The organism is Streptomyces sp. NPDC050988 (assembly GCF_044456225.1).
Taxonomy (GTDB): Bacteria; Actinomycetota; Actinomycetes; order Streptomycetales; family Streptomycetaceae; genus Streptomyces.
On record NZ_JBITFQ010000001.1, the window covers coordinates 410788 to 426565 of the forward strand.

The 15778-nt window shown below is 69.6% G+C and carries 15 protein-coding genes; 3 read left to right on the top strand and 12 right to left on the bottom strand.

Annotated features, from left to right (window positions below):
* Positions 1-5: 5 nt before the first annotated feature.
* Together ACIBEI_RS01790 and ACIBEI_RS01795 are read right to left on the bottom strand one after the other, a co-directional pair.
* Positions 6-731 carry a DUF2470 domain-containing protein gene (locus ACIBEI_RS01790; protein WP_398884008.1) on the bottom strand — a complete coding sequence of 242 codons (726 nt, stop codon included), beginning with the start codon at positions 729-731 and terminating at the stop codon, positions 6-8.
* A gap of 97 nt (positions 732-828) precedes the next feature.
* The gene (locus ACIBEI_RS01795; RefSeq protein WP_398884010.1) at positions 829-1437 is read right to left on the bottom strand and encodes a TetR/AcrR family transcriptional regulator; all 609 of its coding nucleotides are present in this window, start codon (positions 1435-1437) and stop codon (positions 829-831) included.
* A gap of 108 nt (positions 1438-1545) precedes the next feature.
* On the opposite strand from ACIBEI_RS01795, the gene ACIBEI_RS01800 reads away from it, so the two are divergent.
* Positions 1546-3069: a cytochrome P450 gene (locus ACIBEI_RS01800; protein WP_398884012.1), complete on the top strand. Its 1524-nt coding sequence runs from the start codon at positions 1546-1548 to the stop codon at positions 3067-3069.
* Here the strand turns inward: ACIBEI_RS01800 and ACIBEI_RS01805 are convergent.
* The gene (locus ACIBEI_RS01805) at positions 3037-3876 is read right to left on the bottom strand and encodes a pentapeptide repeat-containing protein (protein WP_398884014.1); all 840 of its coding nucleotides are present in this window, start codon (positions 3874-3876) and stop codon (positions 3037-3039) included. The genes ACIBEI_RS01800 and ACIBEI_RS01805 overlap by 33 nt on opposite strands.
* A 198-nt stretch (positions 3877-4074) precedes the next feature.
* Between ACIBEI_RS01805 and ACIBEI_RS01810 the strand changes: the two genes are divergently transcribed.
* A complete protein-coding gene (locus tag ACIBEI_RS01810) occupies positions 4075-4272 on the top strand; it encodes a DUF5999 family protein (RefSeq protein ID WP_398884016.1) in 198 nt (65 codons plus the stop codon).
* A 14-nt stretch (positions 4273-4286) separates the two neighbouring features.
* On the opposite strand, the gene ACIBEI_RS01815 is transcribed toward ACIBEI_RS01810, so the two are convergent.
* The 9 genes from ACIBEI_RS01815 to ACIBEI_RS01855 all read right to left on the bottom strand — a co-directional run bounded on the left by ACIBEI_RS01815 (position 4287) and on the right by ACIBEI_RS01855 (position 14276).
* Complete coding sequence (locus ACIBEI_RS01815) at positions 4287-5021, bottom strand: PIG-L deacetylase family protein (protein ID WP_398884018.1); 735 nt, start codon at positions 5019-5021, stop codon at positions 4287-4289.
* 150 nt (positions 5022-5171) lie between these two features.
* Positions 5172-6473 carry an alpha/beta fold hydrolase gene (locus tag ACIBEI_RS01820; protein ID WP_398884019.1) on the bottom strand — a complete coding sequence of 434 codons (1302 nt, stop codon included), beginning with the start codon at positions 6471-6473 and terminating at the stop codon, positions 5172-5174.
* A gap of 138 nt (positions 6474-6611) precedes the next feature.
* Positions 6612-7637: a LacI family DNA-binding transcriptional regulator gene (locus ACIBEI_RS01825; protein WP_398884021.1), complete on the bottom strand. Its 1026-nt coding sequence runs from the start codon at positions 7635-7637 to the stop codon at positions 6612-6614.
* 78 nt (positions 7638-7715) lie between these two features.
* On the bottom strand, positions 7716-9137 hold the full coding sequence (locus ACIBEI_RS01830) for a BNR repeat-containing protein (protein WP_398884023.1): 1422 nt from the start codon (positions 9135-9137) through the stop codon (positions 7716-7718).
* An 85-nt stretch (positions 9138-9222) separates the two neighbouring features.
* Positions 9223-9543, bottom strand: coding sequence for an L-rhamnose mutarotase (locus ACIBEI_RS01835; protein ID WP_189844217.1), 321 nt, complete (start codon positions 9541-9543; stop codon positions 9223-9225).
* 26 nt (positions 9544-9569) lie between these two features.
* The gene (gene rhaS, locus ACIBEI_RS01840) at positions 9570-10655 is read right to left on the bottom strand and encodes a rhamnose ABC transporter substrate-binding protein (protein ID WP_398884025.1); all 1086 of its coding nucleotides are present in this window, start codon (positions 10653-10655) and stop codon (positions 9570-9572) included.
* Positions 10656-10751: 96 nt separating this feature from the next.
* The gene (locus ACIBEI_RS01845) at positions 10752-11729 is read right to left on the bottom strand and encodes an ABC transporter permease (RefSeq protein WP_398884027.1); all 978 of its coding nucleotides are present in this window, start codon (positions 11727-11729) and stop codon (positions 10752-10754) included.
* Complete coding sequence (locus ACIBEI_RS01850) at positions 11722-12762, bottom strand: ABC transporter permease (protein ID WP_266491551.1); 1041 nt, start codon at positions 12760-12762, stop codon at positions 11722-11724. The genes ACIBEI_RS01845 and ACIBEI_RS01850 overlap by 8 nt, the downstream gene beginning before the upstream one ends.
* The gene (locus tag ACIBEI_RS01855) at positions 12759-14276 is read right to left on the bottom strand and encodes a sugar ABC transporter ATP-binding protein (RefSeq protein ID WP_398884030.1); all 1518 of its coding nucleotides are present in this window, start codon (positions 14274-14276) and stop codon (positions 12759-12761) included. The genes ACIBEI_RS01850 and ACIBEI_RS01855 overlap by 4 nt, the downstream gene beginning before the upstream one ends.
* Positions 14277-14583: 307 nt before the next feature.
* Here ACIBEI_RS01855 and rhaI point away from each other — a divergent pair, with 307 nt between their 5' ends.
* The gene (gene rhaI, locus ACIBEI_RS01860; protein WP_398884031.1) at positions 14584-15744 is read left to right on the top strand and encodes an L-rhamnose isomerase; all 1161 of its coding nucleotides are present in this window, start codon (positions 14584-14586) and stop codon (positions 15742-15744) included.
* Positions 15745-15778: the final 34 nt, after the last annotated feature.

Sequence of the window (15778 nt, forward strand, 5' to 3'; positions counted from 1 at the left end):
TCACCTCACCCGTCGCCCTCCGTGCGCTGCCGCTGCAGCGCGCGCGGGCAGCTCGCGCTGCTCGCCTGTGTGAGCAGGACGTGCATGCGCTCGGTGAGCTGCCCGACGTCGTCGGCAGGCCGGTGGAAGGGCAGCCGTACGTCGCCGTGGCCGCGCGCACGCTCGATGCGCAGCGTCAGTCCGTGCCGGTCGACGGCGAGCGGCTGTACGCGCACGGCGCCGTGCAGGCTGTCCGGTTCGACGAGGCGGGTCAGCCGCTCGACCGCGTCCGGGTGGGCGTCGGCGAGGTGCGTCAGCAGCTGCGCCTCCGCGAGGGCCAGAGGGTCGGGTTCGGCGACGGCGAACTCATCGAGGTCGACGACGACCGCCCCGCCGGGCTCGCGGAGCACGGCGCGCGTGGTGTGGAACGCCAAGTGCCCTTCCTCGGGCGCGAACCAGCCGGCCATCCAGAGCCTGGCGCGGATCCGGTTCCGTACGGGGACGGGCGCCACATCGGCGAACTCGAGGACGGCGGACGGCTCTCCGCGCGGCGCACAGATCGCGGCCGCGGCGAGCGTACTGTCGTCCGGCAGGTGCAGCAGTACCCGGCCGTCCTCGGCGACGGTGTGCACGCCGATGAACTCCTCCCGACCGCCTTCCGCGGTCACCGCGCAGGACCATGCCGCGGCGAGCACCGAGCGGGCACGCTGTGCCGTGGCCGGCGCGGCCGTCCAGCTGTGACGGTCACCCATCCCAAACCTCCCTTAGGTAAGCCTTGCCTAACCTATCGAAGATCGGGGTGTACGCCAACCACGCGGCACCGGTCGTCACACCTTGGTGACGGGGAATTCACGGAGTGATGGCACCCAACAGCGCCCGTGCGCACAGGTCGCGCACCTGATCCCGGGACAGTCCGGGCTCCTTGAGCCACTCCAGACAGGCCGCCGCCATGAAGGCGAGCCAGCCCCGCACGGCGATCCGCAGCGCCGGCAGGTCCTCCTCGGTCCAGGCGGTCTCCGGGTCCGCCGCGAGCGCCTCCAGGATCTGCCGCTGCTGCGCGGCGAGCGTCTCGCGGTACACCCTGCGCACCGCCTGATCCCCCGCCGCCTCGGCACGATGGAAGGCGCGGAAGCCGTGGGCGTGCTCCTGGACGTACTCCAGGAAGGTGTCGAGTCCGGCGTCGATCTGCTCACGGACCGGCACACCGGGCACGGCGGCGGTGACCCGCAACATCCGCCTGCTCTCGCGCTCCACCACGGCCGCGAAGAAGTCCCGCTTGGTCGGGAAGTAGTGGTACAGCAAACCCCGTGAGACGCCCGCGAGTTCGGCGACCTGCTCGATCCAGACGTCCTCGTACGGGCTCTCCGAGAACAGCCGCGCCCCGACGGAGAGCAACTGCTCACGGCGCTCCTCGGTGCTGAGCCGACGGCGTGTGCGCTCCCCCTCGTTGGCGGCCATGTCCGCACCTTACTTGACGTCGGTTCAACAGCGGGATCACACTGACGGTCGCTGTTGAATCCGTGTACAACAAGCCCAACCGGTAGTCGGCACAAGGGAGATGGCGTGATGGCGGGGACGACGAGGGGCACGCTGCCGAAGGGGTTCCGCAGTGCCGAGCTGGGCTGGCCCGAGCTGCACCGCATCCCGCGTCCGCCGCACCGCGTGCCGTTGGCCGGTGACGTCGTCGGCGTCAACCTCCGCACCCCGTTGCAGGATTCGCTTCGCGTGGGACGGCAGCTCGGGCCGATCTTCCGGCGCAAGGGGTTCGGCAAGGAGATCGTCTTCGTGTGGGGCGCGAAGCTCTCGGGCGAGCTGGCGGACGAATCGCGGTTCGCCAAGCACGTGGGGCTGGGGGTCGCCAACCTGCGGCCGGTCGCCGGGGACGGCCTGTTCACCGCGTACAACCACGAGCCCAACTGGCAGTTGGCGCACGACGTGCTGGCACCCGGCTTCAGCCGCGAGGCGATGGAGAGCTACCACGCGATGATGCTGGAGGTGACAGGCCGGCTGACGGACCGCTGGGACGGCGATCAGGCGGCGGGCCGGGCCGTCGACGTGCCCGGCGACATGACCAAGCTGACGCTGGAGACGATCGCCCGCACCGGCTTCGGCCACGACTTCGGCTCGTTCGAGCGCACCAGGCCGCACCCCTTCGTCACGGCCATGGTGGGCGCCCTGACGTACGCGCAGCGGCTCAACGTCGTGCCCGTACCGCTGGCCCCGGTGCTGATGCGCTCCGCCACCCGCCGCAACGACGCCGACGTGGCGTACCTCAACCGCACGGTCGACGACGTGGTCGAGGCCCGCATCAACGGGCCCGCCGGGGAAGGCGACCTGCTGGACCGGATGCTGGACACGGCCCATCCGGAGACAGGCGAACGCCTCACGCCGGAGAACATCCGCCGCCAGGTCATCACCTTCCTGATCGCGGGCCACGAGACGACGTCCGGCGCGCTCTCCTTCGCCCTGCACTACCTCGCGCAGCACCCCGACATCGCCGCCCGCGCCCGCGCGGAGGTCGACCGCGTGTGGGGCGACACACCCCTGCCCGCCTACGAGCAGGTCGCCAGGCTCCGGTACGTACGGCGGGTGCTCGACGAGTCGCTGCGCCTGTGGCCGACGGCGCCGGCGTACGCCCGCGAGGCCAAGGAGGACACGGTTCTCGGCGGTGTCCATCCGATGCGCCGGGGCGCGTGGGCCCTGGTCCTGATCCCGCTGCTGCACCGCGACCCCGAGGTGTGGGGCGCGGACGCGGAGGGGTTCGATCCCGACCGCTTCGAGCCGGGTGCCGTACGGGCCCGGCCCGCGCACACGTTCAAGCCGTTCGGCACCGGTGCGCGGGCGTGCATCGGGCGGCAGTTCGCGCTGCACGAGGCGACGCTGGTGCTGGGGCTGCTGCTGCGCCGCTACGAGCTGCGGCCGGATCCGGCGTACCGGCTGCGGGTGGCCGAGCGGCTCACGCTGATGCCGGAGGGGCTGACGCTGCACCTCGACCGCCGCTCCTCCGCGGCTCCCGCGCGGCCGGAGGTCCCGGCGGTGTCGGAGACGTCCTCGGCCTCACGGTGTCCAGTGACCGGGGCGGGTGACTGACGCCGGAAGCCTGGTGCCGGGGCTGCCCTTCGCGGCGTTGACCTGCGGCTGGGTGAGGAAGAGCGCGCCGGTCAGGTCGGCGTCCGTGAGATCCGTGTCGCGCAGGTCGGCGCCGATCAGGTCCGCGCTCCGCAGATCGGCGCCCGTCAGGTCGGCGGCGATGAGGAAGGCGCCGCGGAGATTGGCGCCCCTCAGGTCGGCGCCCTTGAGCCGGGCGCCCATGAGGTCGGCGCCCCGGCGCTCCTTCTTCCTGCCCCGGCCGAGACCGGCACGTGCCAGCTCACTGGCGCGCAGCAACAGGACGTTGACGTCCTGGCGGACCGACGACACGTCCAGCACGGCGAGCTCTTCCGGGGCCCGGCGGGTGAGCGCCTCGGTCCTGTCGCACTCACGGCGCAGTTCGGGGTGGATCGGGCGGGCCGCGGACAGTTCCAACGCCTCGGTGAGGTACCGGAGAAGCTCGTGGAGCTGTCGTACGACCGGGAACACGTCGAACATGAGCCGGGCCCGCTCCCCGGAGCCCGAGCGCCAGTCCGCGCCTTGGAAGGTGACCTGCGAGACCTTCTGGCCCGCGCCGAAGCAGTCGTAGACCGTGCAGCCGTTGAAGCCGCGCTGCCGCAACTCCGTGTGGATGCCGCAGCGGTTGTCCGTCCGGAGGTTCCGGCAGGGGCTTCCGGCGGCCTTGTCGATCGCGAAGTCCGCCGAGGCGGAGAAGGGCAGCGCCACACAGCACAGCCCGAAGCACTGGGCGCAGTCCGCCTTCAGTTCGGTGGGGGCAGGTACCGCGGTGCCGGTTTCGTCTTGCATGTCCCCCACCCTACGCAGCGCGCGCCCGTACCGATCACCGGTGTGCGAGACGCCGTTGGACCTCCCGGACATCCAACTCCCTTGCTGGCGACGAACTCACCGATGAGTTTTCGGCGCCGGAGGTGTCTCTAATACAGCTGAAAACAAACTCCGCTACCACGGAGGAAAGAGCCCCTTCACAGACCCCGGAGAGACGTCATGTGCACCCACTGGCCCACGTGCCCCACCGCCGACAGCCCCGACCACCACGACGCGGTCATCGTGTCCGCCCACCCGGAACAGGGCTGGAACCTGCTGTGCAACGGCACCATCGTCTTCGACGACACCGGCGAACTCCTGCCGGACGGACGCGTCGTGAGCCCGCTGCGCACGATGCGCGAGCCGGTGGCCGCCTGAGCCGGCAAGGGACCTCAGCGGCTGAAGAGCTCGAAGGCGACCGCGGGCTTCCCGCCGAAGCGTTCGCCGGTGGTCTGCGCGTAGCCGGTGAGGAACGAGCGCACGTACGTCTCGGGGTCCTCGTCCGTCAACACCTCGATGTAGGTGCGGTGTTCGAGGAGGGAGAGCACCGCGCGCTCCATGCCCGGGGTCGCGTCCACGGCGTGCGTGGGGGCGTTGGAGCCCGCCACCGCGACCCAGCGCACCCCGTTCCAGGGCTCCACGCCCACCTCCGGGAAGATCCAGCGGTTGCCCGCGTCCCCGGCCGCGTCCAGGGTGGCCCGGCCCACGGCGACATGGTCGGGCGTGTTCCAGGCGACCCCGCCCCAGGTGTCTCGGTGGTTGAGGGTGATCACCAGCTCGGGGCGGTGCCGGCGGATCGCCGCGGCGATGTCCCGCCTGAGGGCGGTGCCGTATTCGACGACGCCGTCCTTGTGGTCGAGGAACTCCACCTCGGTGACGCCCACGACCGCCGCGCTGGCCCGCTGCTCCTGTTCGCGCAGCGGGCCGCAATTCTCCGGCTCCAGGGTGTCGATCCCCGCCTCGCCCCGCGTTGCGAGGACGTAGGTGACCTCGCGACCGCCGTCCGTCCACGACGCGATCGCCGCGGAGCAGCCGTACTCCAGGTCGTCCGGGTGCGCGACCACGGCAAGCGCGCGCTTCCAGTCCTCGGGCATGGGCTTGAGTTGGTCGTTCGTCGAGACGGTCATGGTCGCAGAATAGGCGTTTCGTCGGCATTGTCATCTGAATTCTGCGGGCCGCATGTGGCTGGGCGCGCAGTTCCCCGCGCCCCTGAAAGCGCGTGCCCGTGCCCGTCTCACAAAGGGCCGCCACCCATTCACAAGGGAAGCGCCCTGACATCAGGCCTCGTCGCGTGTGAGTGCGATCAGGCGGTCCAGTACCCGTGGGCCGCCCGCCCGTACCCCGTCGTGCTCGAACTCGTCCGTCACGTACGTGCGCAGGCCGCGGATCGTGCGGGCCGTGCTCAGGGCGTGGCCGGTGTCGACGTACATGTCGTCGTGGTAGACGGCCGCGGCGACGGGGACCTCGTTGGCGGCGAGGCGGTCGGGGTCGTACAGCGTGGGCCAGTCGGTGCGTTCGGCGAGGAGGTCGGCCGTTTCGCGGAGGGGGCGCAGGGCCGGGTCGCAGTCGAAGGTCCAGGGGTGGACGGATTCGCCGGTGAAGAGGACCGGGCCGTCGCCCGCGAGGGTCTTGGCGGCGTCGAACTGCGGGAAGTCTGCACGGACCCGCTCTGCGGACCAGGCGGTGGGGCGGTCGCCCTGGGCGTAGCAGGCCTCGTGGACCAGCGCGTACAGCGGGTGGCCCGCGTACGAGAGGAGGGACTGGACGTCCTCCTGGAAGGCGTCGGAGAGTGCCGGGCCCTGGGCCGTGCGGACGAAGGCGTTCTCCAGGAGGTAGTGCAGGCGGTGGCTGCCCTCGCCGCCGCCGAGGAGGATGCCGAGGGACTGGAAGGCCTCGACGGTGAGGCGGTAGCCGCCGTTCAGCACGGGTTCGTGCCGCAGCAGGTGCTCGGCGATGCGCCGGGCGCGCTCGACGTCCTGGGGGTAACGGGCGTAATGGGCGGCGACCTTGCGCTCGATGCGCGGGTAGGCGGCCCGGTAGACGTCGTCGGCGTGGCCGTCGAGGGTGGGCAGGCCGCCGGTGATCAGGGCGGCACTGAGGCCCTCGGGCGCGGTGGAGAGGTAGTGGACCGTGCAGAAACCGCCGAAGCTCTGGCCGAGGACGGCCCAGGGGGCGCCGCCGGTGACGGCCGGGCGGATCGCCTCGCAGTCGCGGACGATGGAGTCGGCGCGGAACAGTGCGAGGTAGTCGGCCTGTTCACGGGGGCCGCCGCGCAGCGGGAGGGTCTGCCGGTTGGCGGGCGTGGAGCTGCCGGTGCCGCGCTGGTCGAGCAGCAGGACGCGGTAGTCCTCCAGGGCGCGGCCGAGCCAGGCCTGCCTACCGACGAAACGATTCGCCCCGAAGCCCGGGCCACCCTGGAGATACACCAGCCAGGGCAGGTCCTTGTCCGCCTTGTCGCTGCCGACCACTTCACGCGCGTACAGCTCGATCGTCTCCCCGGAGGGTTTGTCGTGATCGAGGGGCACGGTGAAGCGGCGGTCACTGAGGACGACACCGGGCTGACGGTAGCTGACACTCAAAAGGGGCTCCCGAGACGGACGGATTCCTGACCGCGAACCAGTTCAGCACAAGTTCTCCGGTGAGCCGAGCCCGGGGATCAAGAAAATCGTACTGACCGGCCGATCAGGCCGGGAACCGCCTACATACTGAACGACCGCTCAGCGCGGCGGGAGGCTGGAGCGCCGCACCACCAGCTCCGGCTGGAGCACCACGCGCTGGTGCTCGTGCGGGGTGGGTGCGGTCTCGGCCTCGGTCTCCTCCAGGAGGAGCGAGGCGGCGAGCGCGCCCATCGTCACGGCGGGCTGCCGTACGGAGGTCAGCGGGACGGCCGCGGCGGCCGCGAACTCGATGTCGTCGTAGCCGACGATCGCGAGGTCGTCCGGGACGCTCACCCCGGCCGCGAACATGGCTTGCAGGACGCCGAGGGCGAGTAGGTCGTTGGCGCAGAACACGGCGGTCGGGCGGTCGCCGAGGCCGAGGAGGCGGGCGCCGGCGTCGCGGCCCGCGGCCACGTCGAGCCGCTCGGTGGGCAGCTCGCGCAGGCACTCCGGGCCGAGCCCCGCCTCGCCCAGTGCGTTCAGGGCGCCCGTCCGGCGGTCCCTGACCTGGTTCAGTCCGGGCGGCCCGCTCACGTACGCGATGGAGCGGTGGCCCGCGTCGATCAGATGCCGTACGGCCAGGGCGCCGCCCGCCACGTCGTCGACCGACACCGAGCACTCGGTGGTGCCCTCGGCCACGCGGTCGACGAGCACGAAGGGGATGCCGTGGCGGCGGAACGCCTCTATGTTGCGCCCGGTCGCGTCGGCGGGGGTCAGCAGGACGCCCCGGACGCGCTGCTCGGCGAAGAGCGACAGGTAGTCGGCCTCCTCGCCGGGGCTCTGCGCGCTGTTGCAGACCATCACGCCGAGCCCGGCCTCACGGGCGGCGCGCTCGGCGCCTCGTGCCACGTCCACGAAGAAGGGGTTGCCCATGTCGAGGACGAGCAGGCCCATGATCCGGCTGCGTCCGGCGCGCAGCTGCCGGGCCGACTCGCTGCGGACGTAGCCGAGCCGGTCGATGGCGGAGAGCACGCGGGCGCGGGTCTCGGAGGCGACGGTGTCCGGGCGGTTGATGACGTTCGAGACCGTGCCGACGGAGACTCCGGCGACTCGTGCGACGTCCTTGATACCCACCGACTGGGCCATCAGGCGGTTACCTCCGGGGAACGGGGAGTGGTGGGCACGCAGTCACATTACCCGCGTGCCCACGTGGAACGGACTCCGTCATGCGGGCAGCTTGAAGTCCACGACATGGAGCGCCGAGGGCGTCGTACCGCTGGACTTCACCTGGTAGAGGATCGACAGCACGCCGTCCTGGGCGATCCGGGTCTCGTCGACCACGACCTCACCGAAGGCGTTGAGGCCGCTGCCGTCGAACAGTGTCGTCCAGTCCGTGTGCCCGGAGGCGGCCGACGCTGCGACGATCCGTCCGAAGGGCAGGATCGCGTACGCGTTGTCGTACTTGTCCAGGACCAGTTTGGTGCGCTGGCTGGAGTTCAGAGGGACCGGGATCTCGGTCTTGCGCCAGGTGCCTGTGGACGTCTTGCGGACGTGGAAGGCGCGGCCGTTGGCCGTCCGGTCGGCGACGTAGTTGGTGGTGCACTGACCGAAGCGGCCCGGTACGTAGCTGATGATCGCGTGCGGACGGCCCGCCGAGTCGGTGAACTGGCTCTCCTGGTTCATCAGGGAGTGGTCCGGGTTGATCGCGTCGATCACCAGCCCGCTGTCGGTGACGGCGACCTTGTCGGAGCCGCCCGTGGTGCCGACCACCGTGCCCGCGTTGTTGCGCCAGGTGCGGCCGCGGTCGTCCGAGTAGACGTAGCCGGTGTCGTGGTTGGTGATGCCGCCGCCGTTGCACATCACGGCGGCGTTCTGCTCGCGCCAGGTGAAGAAGGAGTGCAGCCGGCCGTTCCTGTCGTAGTCGATGCCGTGCAGGTACATGTTCCGGACGGTGCTGGAGCCGTGCTCGCTGGTGTACGTGCCGGTGGAACTGGTCCACTCCCCGAGACTGGTCCAGGAGGTGCCGTTGTACTCGGCGAGGGCGTTGCGGCCGTTGCCGGAGACCGCGACCCGGTAGCTGAGCTGGAGCTTTCCGTCGGGCGTGGAGATGAACTGCGGGTACGTGAACTGCGAGGTGAGCGCGAGCCCGTCGAGGGTGGACTGCGGCGCTCCGAAGCGGCTCGCGGACCAGCTCAGCCCGGCGGGGTTGTCCATCAGCCCGGCCACCGACTTCACGTAGGTGAAGCCGTCGCTGTGGGAGTCCATGTTGAGGTGGAGGCGGCCGTCGACCTTGGAGACGCCCATCGAGATGACGTTGTGGGAGTCGTTGTACCGCAGGGTGTGGCCGACCTTGACGGTGGACCAGGTGCTCCCGCCGAGGACACGGCGGCCGACGACGGCGTTGCGGTCGGCGGTGTACCAGACGGCGTACTGGTAGCCCTTGTAGGTCAGCAGGCCGTTCTTCTGGAACGAGTTGTTGTTGACGAGGCCGTCGTAGGAGACGAAGAAGATGGCCTGGCCGTCGAGCGTGGTGGTGCCGGTCCGGGTGACCGAGGGACCGGGGTCGGCGGCCCGGGCGGTGCCGGCGATGCCGGGGGCCGCCACGCTGCCGAGCAGGGCGGTCGCCAGCAGGGTGCGTCTCTTCATGTCGGGGCTCCTGGGCTGCGGGGACGAGGAGAACGAGCGAGGGGAAGAGCAGGGGGGAGGGGCGAGCGGGGAGGAGCACTGCGGGTCAGGCGAGGTGGAACACCTCGGTGAGGGGTTTCATGGCCTCGTCGGGCCTGGCGCCGTCCAGCGATTCGAAGAACGGCGCCATCTCGGCCTGCCAACGGGCGTTGACCTCGGCGGCCTCCATGCCTGCCTGCGCGGCTGCGAAGTCCTCGGTCTCCAAGTAGCCGACCAGCAGGCCGTCCTCGCGAAGGAAGAGCGAGTAGTTGTGCCAGCCGGTGGCCGAGAGCGCTTCGAGCATCTCGGGCCACACGGCGGCATGTCTCTCGCGGTACTCGTCGAGCCGGTCCTCGCGGACCTTGAGCAGGAAACAGACGCGCTGCATGAAGGGCAACTCCCGGGTGAGGGGGATCAGAAGTCGTACTGGTCGATGTTCTTCTTGTCGAAGACGGTCGGCTTGCCGAGGTCGATCACACCGTCCTTGCCGATGGTGAAGGTGCCCATGGCACCGGCCTTGAAGGTCTCGCCCTCCTTGCCCGTGATCTGACCGGACGACAGCGCGACGGCGGTACGCGCGGCCAGCTCGCCGAGCTTCGCCGGGTCCCACAGTTCGAAGGCCTCGACGGTGCCGTTCTTCACGTACTTGCGCATGTCGTTCGGGGTGCCGAGGCCGGTGAGCTTGACCTTGCCCTTGTACTTCGAGCCCGACAGGTACTGGGCGGCCGCCTTGATACCGACGGTGGTCGGGGAGATGATCCCGGCCAGCTTCGGGTTCTCCTGGAGCAGGCCCTGCGTCTGCTGGAAGGACTGCTGGGCGTCGTCGTTGCCGTACGCGACCTTGACCAGCTTCATGTCCTTGTACTTGGGGTCCTTGAGCTCGTCCTTCATGAAGTCGATCCAGGTGTTCTGGTTCGTCGCGGTCTGCGCGGCGGACAGGATCGCGATCTCGCCCTTGTAGCCGATCTGCTCGGCGAGGAGCTGGACCTCGGTACGGCCGAGGGCCTCGGCGCTGGCCTGCGAGACGAAGGCGTTGCGGCAGTCGGCCTTGGTGTCGGAGTCGTACGTGACGACCTTGACGCCGTTCTTCATGGCCTGCTTGAGCGCGGTGCACAGCGCGCCCGGGTCCTGCGCGGAGACGGCCATCGCGTCGACCTGCTGCTGGGTGAGCGTGTTGACGTAGCTCACCTGGCCCGAGGTGTCCGTGGCGCTGCTGGTGCCGACCTCCTTGTACTTCGAGCCCAGCTCGGTGAGGGCCTTCTCGCCGCCCTTGTCGGCGGTGGTGAAGTACGGGTTGTTGACCGCCTTGGGCAGGAAGCCGACGGTCAGCCCCTTCTTGGTGGCCGCGTTCGGGTCGGCCTTGCCGGCCGCGGCGTTCGACGCGCCCTCTTCCTTGACGTCGTCCTTGGAGGTACCGCCACCGCAGGCGGTCGCCGCCAGGGCGAGTGAGGTGACGGCGGCCAGGGCGGCACAGGCCCGGCGGAGGGATGACTTGCGCATGGCTGGATCCTTTACTGGGATGAGTACGGTGCACCCCTTCAGGGGCGCGGGGAACTGCGCGACCAGCCACATGCGGCCCGCAGCTTTGGAACGGCGCTACAACGTCAGCCTCTGCGCCCTCGCGATGGAGATCTGCCGAGCCACCCGCGGCCCGAGCACGGACAGCACCAACAGCACACCGGTGACGACGATCTGCGACTGCGCCGAGACGTCCTGCAGACTCATCACGTTCTGCAACGCCCCGAGCAGAAACACCCCGGCGATCGCGCCCCCCAACGTGCCCTTGCCGCCGTCGAAGTCGATGCCGCCGAGCAACACGGCCGCCACGACGGACAGTTCGAGCCCGGTGGCGTTGTCGTAGCGGGCGCTGGCGTAGTGCAGCGCCCAGAAGATGCCGGTCAGCGAGGCCATCAGACCGGTCAGCGTGAACAGGATCAGCTTCTGCCGCTTGACGCGGATGCCTGCGAACCGCGCGGCCTCCTCATTGGCACCGATCGCGAACAGCGAGCGTCCGAACGGCGTCGCGTGCAGCGCGACCACCGCGATCGCGAGCAGCACGAGGAAGGGCAGGAAGGCGTACGGGACGAAGGTGTCGCCGATGCGTCCGGACGCGAAGTCCAGGTACTGGGTGGGGAAGTCGGTCACCGCGTCCGAGCCGAGGACGATCTGCGCGATGCCCCGGTAGGCGGCGAGGGTACCGATGGTGACGGCGAGGGACGGCAGTCCGAGCCGTGTCACCAGCAGACCGTTGATCAGCCCGCACACCACGCCGAGGAGCAGACAGACCGGAATGATCGTCTCGATGGTCATGCCCTGGTTCCACAGGGCGCCCATCACCGCGCCGGACAGACCGGCCGTGGAGGCGACCGAGAGGTCGATCTCGCCGGACACCACGAGCAGGGTCATCGGCAGGGCGATCAGCGCGATGGGCAGCGTGTTGCCCAGCAGGAACGACAGGTTGAGGGCGTTGCCGAAGCCGTCCACGGTTCCGAAGGACAGCAGCAGGACGACGATGAGGAGGGCGCCGACGACCGTGTCCCAGCGGACGGCGCGCGCGAGAGCGGAGTCAGCCATGGCGGGCGTTCCTCTTCTTCAGGGCGGTCGCCACGCGCAGGGCGACGATCCGGTCGACCGCGATGGCGAGGATGAGCAGGATGCCGTTGATGGCGAGCACCCAGACCGAGCTGACACCGAGGGCGGGCAGCACGCTGTTGATGGAGGTCAGGAGCAGAGCGCCGAGGGCCGCCCCGTAGACGCTGCCGGAGCCGCCGGTGAAGACGACGCCGCCGACCACCACCGCGCTGACAACGGTGAGTTCGTAGCCGTTGCCGGTGCCGGAGTCGACGTTGCCGAAGCGGGCGAGGTACAGCGCGCCCGCGAGTCCCGCGAGGGCTCCGCAGAAGGTGTAGGCGGCGAGGATCCGCTTGCGTACGGGGATGCCGGCGAGGCGGGCGGCCTCCGGGTTGGAGCCGAGCGCGTACAACTCGCGGCCGCTGCCGAAGTGTTTGAGGTAGTACGCCGTCGCGATCAGCACCGCCAGTGCGATCATCGCGAGCCACGGCACGGCGGAGAGGCCGCCGGAGCCGAAGTCGATGAATCCGTCGGGCAGGCCCGCGGCGGTGATCTGCCGTGAGCCGACCCAGATGGAGTCGATGCCGCGGATGATGTAGAGCGTGCCGAGGGTGACGACCAGCGCCGGTACCTGACCGAGGCTGACGAGCAGTCCGTTGACCAGTCCGCAGCCGATGCCGAGCAGGACCGCGAGGGCCACGGCGACGACGGAGTTGCCGCCTCCCTGGAGGTAGGTGCCCGCGGCGAAGGCGCTGATGCCGAGCGTCGAGCCGACCGACAGGTCGACGTTGCGGGTGATGACGACCAGCGACTGTCCCGTGGCGACCAGTACGAGGATGGTCGCGTTCAGCAGGAGGTCCTTGATGCCCTGCTCGGACAGGAAGTCGCTGTTGCCGATCTGGGTGATGACGATCATCACCAGGAAGACGACCAGGATGGCGAGTTCACGCATCTTGAAGACGCGGTCCACCAGCCGGGTGCCGCTGGACTTGGGCACTTCGGCGGCGGGGGCGGGATTAGGAGCGGTGACCGTCACGCGGCTGCCCTCCCGGTGGCTGCGGCCATCACGGTTTCCTCGGTGGCGTCGGTGCGTGGGATCTCGGCGGTGAGCCGGCCCTCGTGCATCACGAGGACCCGGTCGGCCATGCCGAGAATCTCGGGCAGGTCGGAGGAGATCATCAGGACGGCGACCCCGTCGGCGGCCAACTGGCTGAGCAGCCGGTGCACTTCGGCCTTCGTACCGACGTCGATCCCACGGGTCGGCTCGTCGACGATCAGCACCTTCGGGCCGGTGGCGAGCCACTTGGCGAGCACGACCTTCTGCTGGTTGCCGCCCGACAGGGTGTTGACGGTGTCGGCGATCCGCGCGTACTTGACCTGGAGCTTGACGGCCCAGTCGAGGGAGCGGCTGCGCTCGGCGCGCGGGTCCATCAGGCCTGCCCTGACGGTCGTACGCAGGCCGGTGAGGCCGATGTTGCGCTCGATGGACATGTCCATCACCAGGCCCTGGGCGCGACGGTCCTCGGGGACGAGGGCGAGCCCGGCGGCCATGGCCGTGGAGGGCGCCCCGTTCGTCAGCTTCCTGCCGTCGATCTCGACCTCTCCGGCGTCCCAGCGGTCGACGCCGAAGACGGCCCGGGCGACCTCCGTACGCCCGGCGCCGACGAGTCCGGCGAGGCCGACGATCTCGCCGCGGCGGACGTCGAAGGAGACATCGGTGAAGACGCCCTCCCGGGTCAGCCGCCGTACGCTCAGGGCGACTTCGCCGGCCCGGACGTCCTGCTTGGGGTACAGCTCGTCGAGGTCGCGGCCGACCATGCGGCGTACGAGGTCGTCCTCGGTCATGCCGTCGATCGGCTCGCTGGAGATCAGGGCGCCGTCGCGCAGGGTCGTGACCTGCTGGCAGATCTGGAAGATCTCCTCCAGGCGGTGCGAGATGAACAGCACGGCCGAGCCCTGCTCGCGAAGCGTGCGCACGACACCGAACAGACGGGCCACCTCGCTGCCGGTGAGGGCGGCGGTCGGCTCGTCCATGATCAGGACGCGGGCGTCGAAGGAGAGCGCCTTGGCTATCTCGACGATCTGCTGGTCGGCGATGGACAGGCCGCGGGCCGGACGGTCGGGGTCGAGCTCGACGCCGAGGCGCTTCATCAGGGCCAGGGTCGACGCGTGCGTGGCCCTGTGGTCGATCCGGCCGAGCGCGCGCCGCGGCTGGCGGCCCATGAAGATGTTCTCGGCGATCGACAGGTCGGGGAAGAGCGTGGGCTCCTGGTAGATCACCGCGATTCCCGCGTCCCGGGCGTCGGCGGGACCGTGGAAGACGGTGGGCTCGCCGTCCAGGAGCACCTGACCGGCGTCCGGTCGGTGCACGCCGGCGAGCGTCTTGATGAGGGTCGACTTGCCCGCGCCGTTCTCTCCGGCGAGTGCGTGCACTTCTCCGGGGAAGAGTTCGAGGGACACGTCCCGCAGGGCGCGTACGGCGCCGAAGGACTTCGAGATGTCCTTCAGTGCCAGCACGGGGGCCGGACCCGCGTCGGACCGGTGGGTCATGAGGGCTCCTCAACGACGCGGGCGATGCGGCCTCACGACGTCGTGAAAGGTTTCAACTAGGTTGCCGGGACGTTAGGCATGTAGCCCAGGTCACGTCAATGGGTACAGGCCGAAATTTTCGATAGCCAAAGGTCACAACCGAGTCACGGAGAGACGTATTCGTCGGAGGGGTTGACAGCCTTTCGGGCTGCTCATAGCTTCAGCCTTCTGAATCGTTTCAGACTGGACCTCACGCTGCACGTCGTGCGGAAGCCGCGCTGAAGCCCTTCGGACCCGAAGCCACAACCGAAGTCACAGGAGCCCTGAAGTGACCGAGCTTGCCGCGGTGAAGGCCGCCCTCAAGACCCAGGCAGTAGAGACGCCGTCATGGGCGTACGGGAACTCGGGAACCCGCTTCAAGGTGTTCGCGCAGCCAGGAGTCCCGCGCGATCCTTTCGAAAAGCTGGACGACGCCGCGAAGGTGCACGAGTTCACGGGCGCAGCGCCGACCGTGGCGCTGCACATTCCGTGGGACAGGGTCGAGGACTACGCCGCGCTCGCGAAGCACGCCGAGGAGCGCGGCCTGAAACTCGGCGCGATCAACTCCAACACCTTCCAGGACGACGACTACAAGCTGGGCAGCATCTGCCACCCGGACGCGGCGGTCCGCCGCAAGGCGCTCGACCACCTGCTGGAGTGCGTCGACATCATGGACGCCACGGGTTCGAAGGACCTGAAGCTGTGGTTCGCGGACGGCACGAACTATCCCGGCCAGGACGACATCCGCGAGCGCCAGGACCGGCTCGCCGAGGGGCTCGCCCGGGTGTACGAGCGGCTCGGCGACGACCAGCGGATGCTGCTGGAGTACAAGTTCTTCGAGCCCGCCTTCTATACGACGGACGTGCCGGACTGGGGCACCGCCTACGCCCACTGTCTGAAGCTCGGGCCCAAGGCGCAGGTCGTCGTCGACACCGGGCACCACGCTCCCGGGACCAATATCGAGTTCATCGTCGCGACGCTGCTGCGCGAGGGGAAGCTCGGGGCGTTCGACTTCAACTCGCGGTTCTACGCCGATGACGACCTGATGGTCGGGGCCGCCGATCCCTTCCAGCTGTTCCGGATCATGTACGAGGTGATTCGCGGGGGCGGGTTCAGTCCGGATGTGGCGTTCATGCTCGACCAGTGCCACAACATCGAGGCGAAGATCCCGGCGATCATTCGTTCCGTGATGAACGTGCAGGAGGCGACGGCCAAGGCCCTGCTCGTCGACCGTGAGGCTCTGGTCGTCGCTCAGCGGGCCGGTGACGTGCTCGGTGCGAACGCTGTCGTCATGGACGCGTACAACACGGATGTGCGGCCGTTGGTGGGTGAGGTTCGTGAGGAGCTGGGGTTGGACGCGGACCCGATCGCGGCGTATCGCCGCTCCGGGTGGGCGGAGAAGATCGCTGCCGAGCGGGTTGGTGGGCAGCAGGCGGGGTGGGGGGCGTGATCCCTGGGTTCCGTCTGCCTGGTGCGGTTCGTTG

Bases quoted from the DNA above. Each gene is read 5' to 3' on its own strand.
- ACIBEI_RS01790 (WP_398884008.1), bottom strand. From the start codon at position 731: ATGGGTGACCGTCACAGCTGGACGGCCGCGCCGGCCACGGCACAGCGT.
- ACIBEI_RS01795 (WP_398884010.1), bottom strand. From the start codon at position 1,437: ATGGCCGCCAACGAGGGGGAGCGCACACGCCGTCGGCTCAGCACCGAG.
- ACIBEI_RS01800 (WP_398884012.1), top strand. From the start codon at position 1,546: ATGGCGGGGACGACGAGGGGCACGCTGCCGAAGGGGTTCCGCAGTGCC.
- ACIBEI_RS01805 (WP_398884014.1), bottom strand. From the start codon at position 3,876: ATGCAAGACGAAACCGGCACCGCGGTACCTGCCCCCACCGAACTGAAG.
- ACIBEI_RS01810 (WP_398884016.1), top strand. From the start codon at position 4,075: ATGTGCACCCACTGGCCCACGTGCCCCACCGCCGACAGCCCCGACCAC.
- ACIBEI_RS01815 (WP_398884018.1), bottom strand. From the start codon at position 5,021: ATGACCGTCTCGACGAACGACCAACTCAAGCCCATGCCCGAGGACTGG.
- ACIBEI_RS01825 (WP_398884021.1), bottom strand. From the start codon at position 7,637: ATGGCCCAGTCGGTGGGTATCAAGGACGTCGCACGAGTCGCCGGAGTC.
- ACIBEI_RS01830 (WP_398884023.1), bottom strand. From the start codon at position 9,137: ATGAAGAGACGCACCCTGCTGGCGACCGCCCTGCTCGGCAGCGTGGCG.
- ACIBEI_RS01835 (WP_189844217.1), bottom strand. From the start codon at position 9,543: ATGCAGCGCGTCTGTTTCCTGCTCAAGGTCCGCGAGGACCGGCTCGAC.
- rhaS (WP_398884025.1), bottom strand. From the start codon at position 10,655: ATGCGCAAGTCATCCCTCCGCCGGGCCTGTGCCGCCCTGGCCGCCGTC.
- ACIBEI_RS01845 (WP_398884027.1), bottom strand. From the start codon at position 11,729: ATGGCTGACTCCGCTCTCGCGCGCGCCGTCCGCTGGGACACGGTCGTC.
- ACIBEI_RS01855 (WP_398884030.1), bottom strand. From the start codon at position 14,276: ATGACCCACCGGTCCGACGCGGGTCCGGCCCCCGTGCTGGCACTGAAG.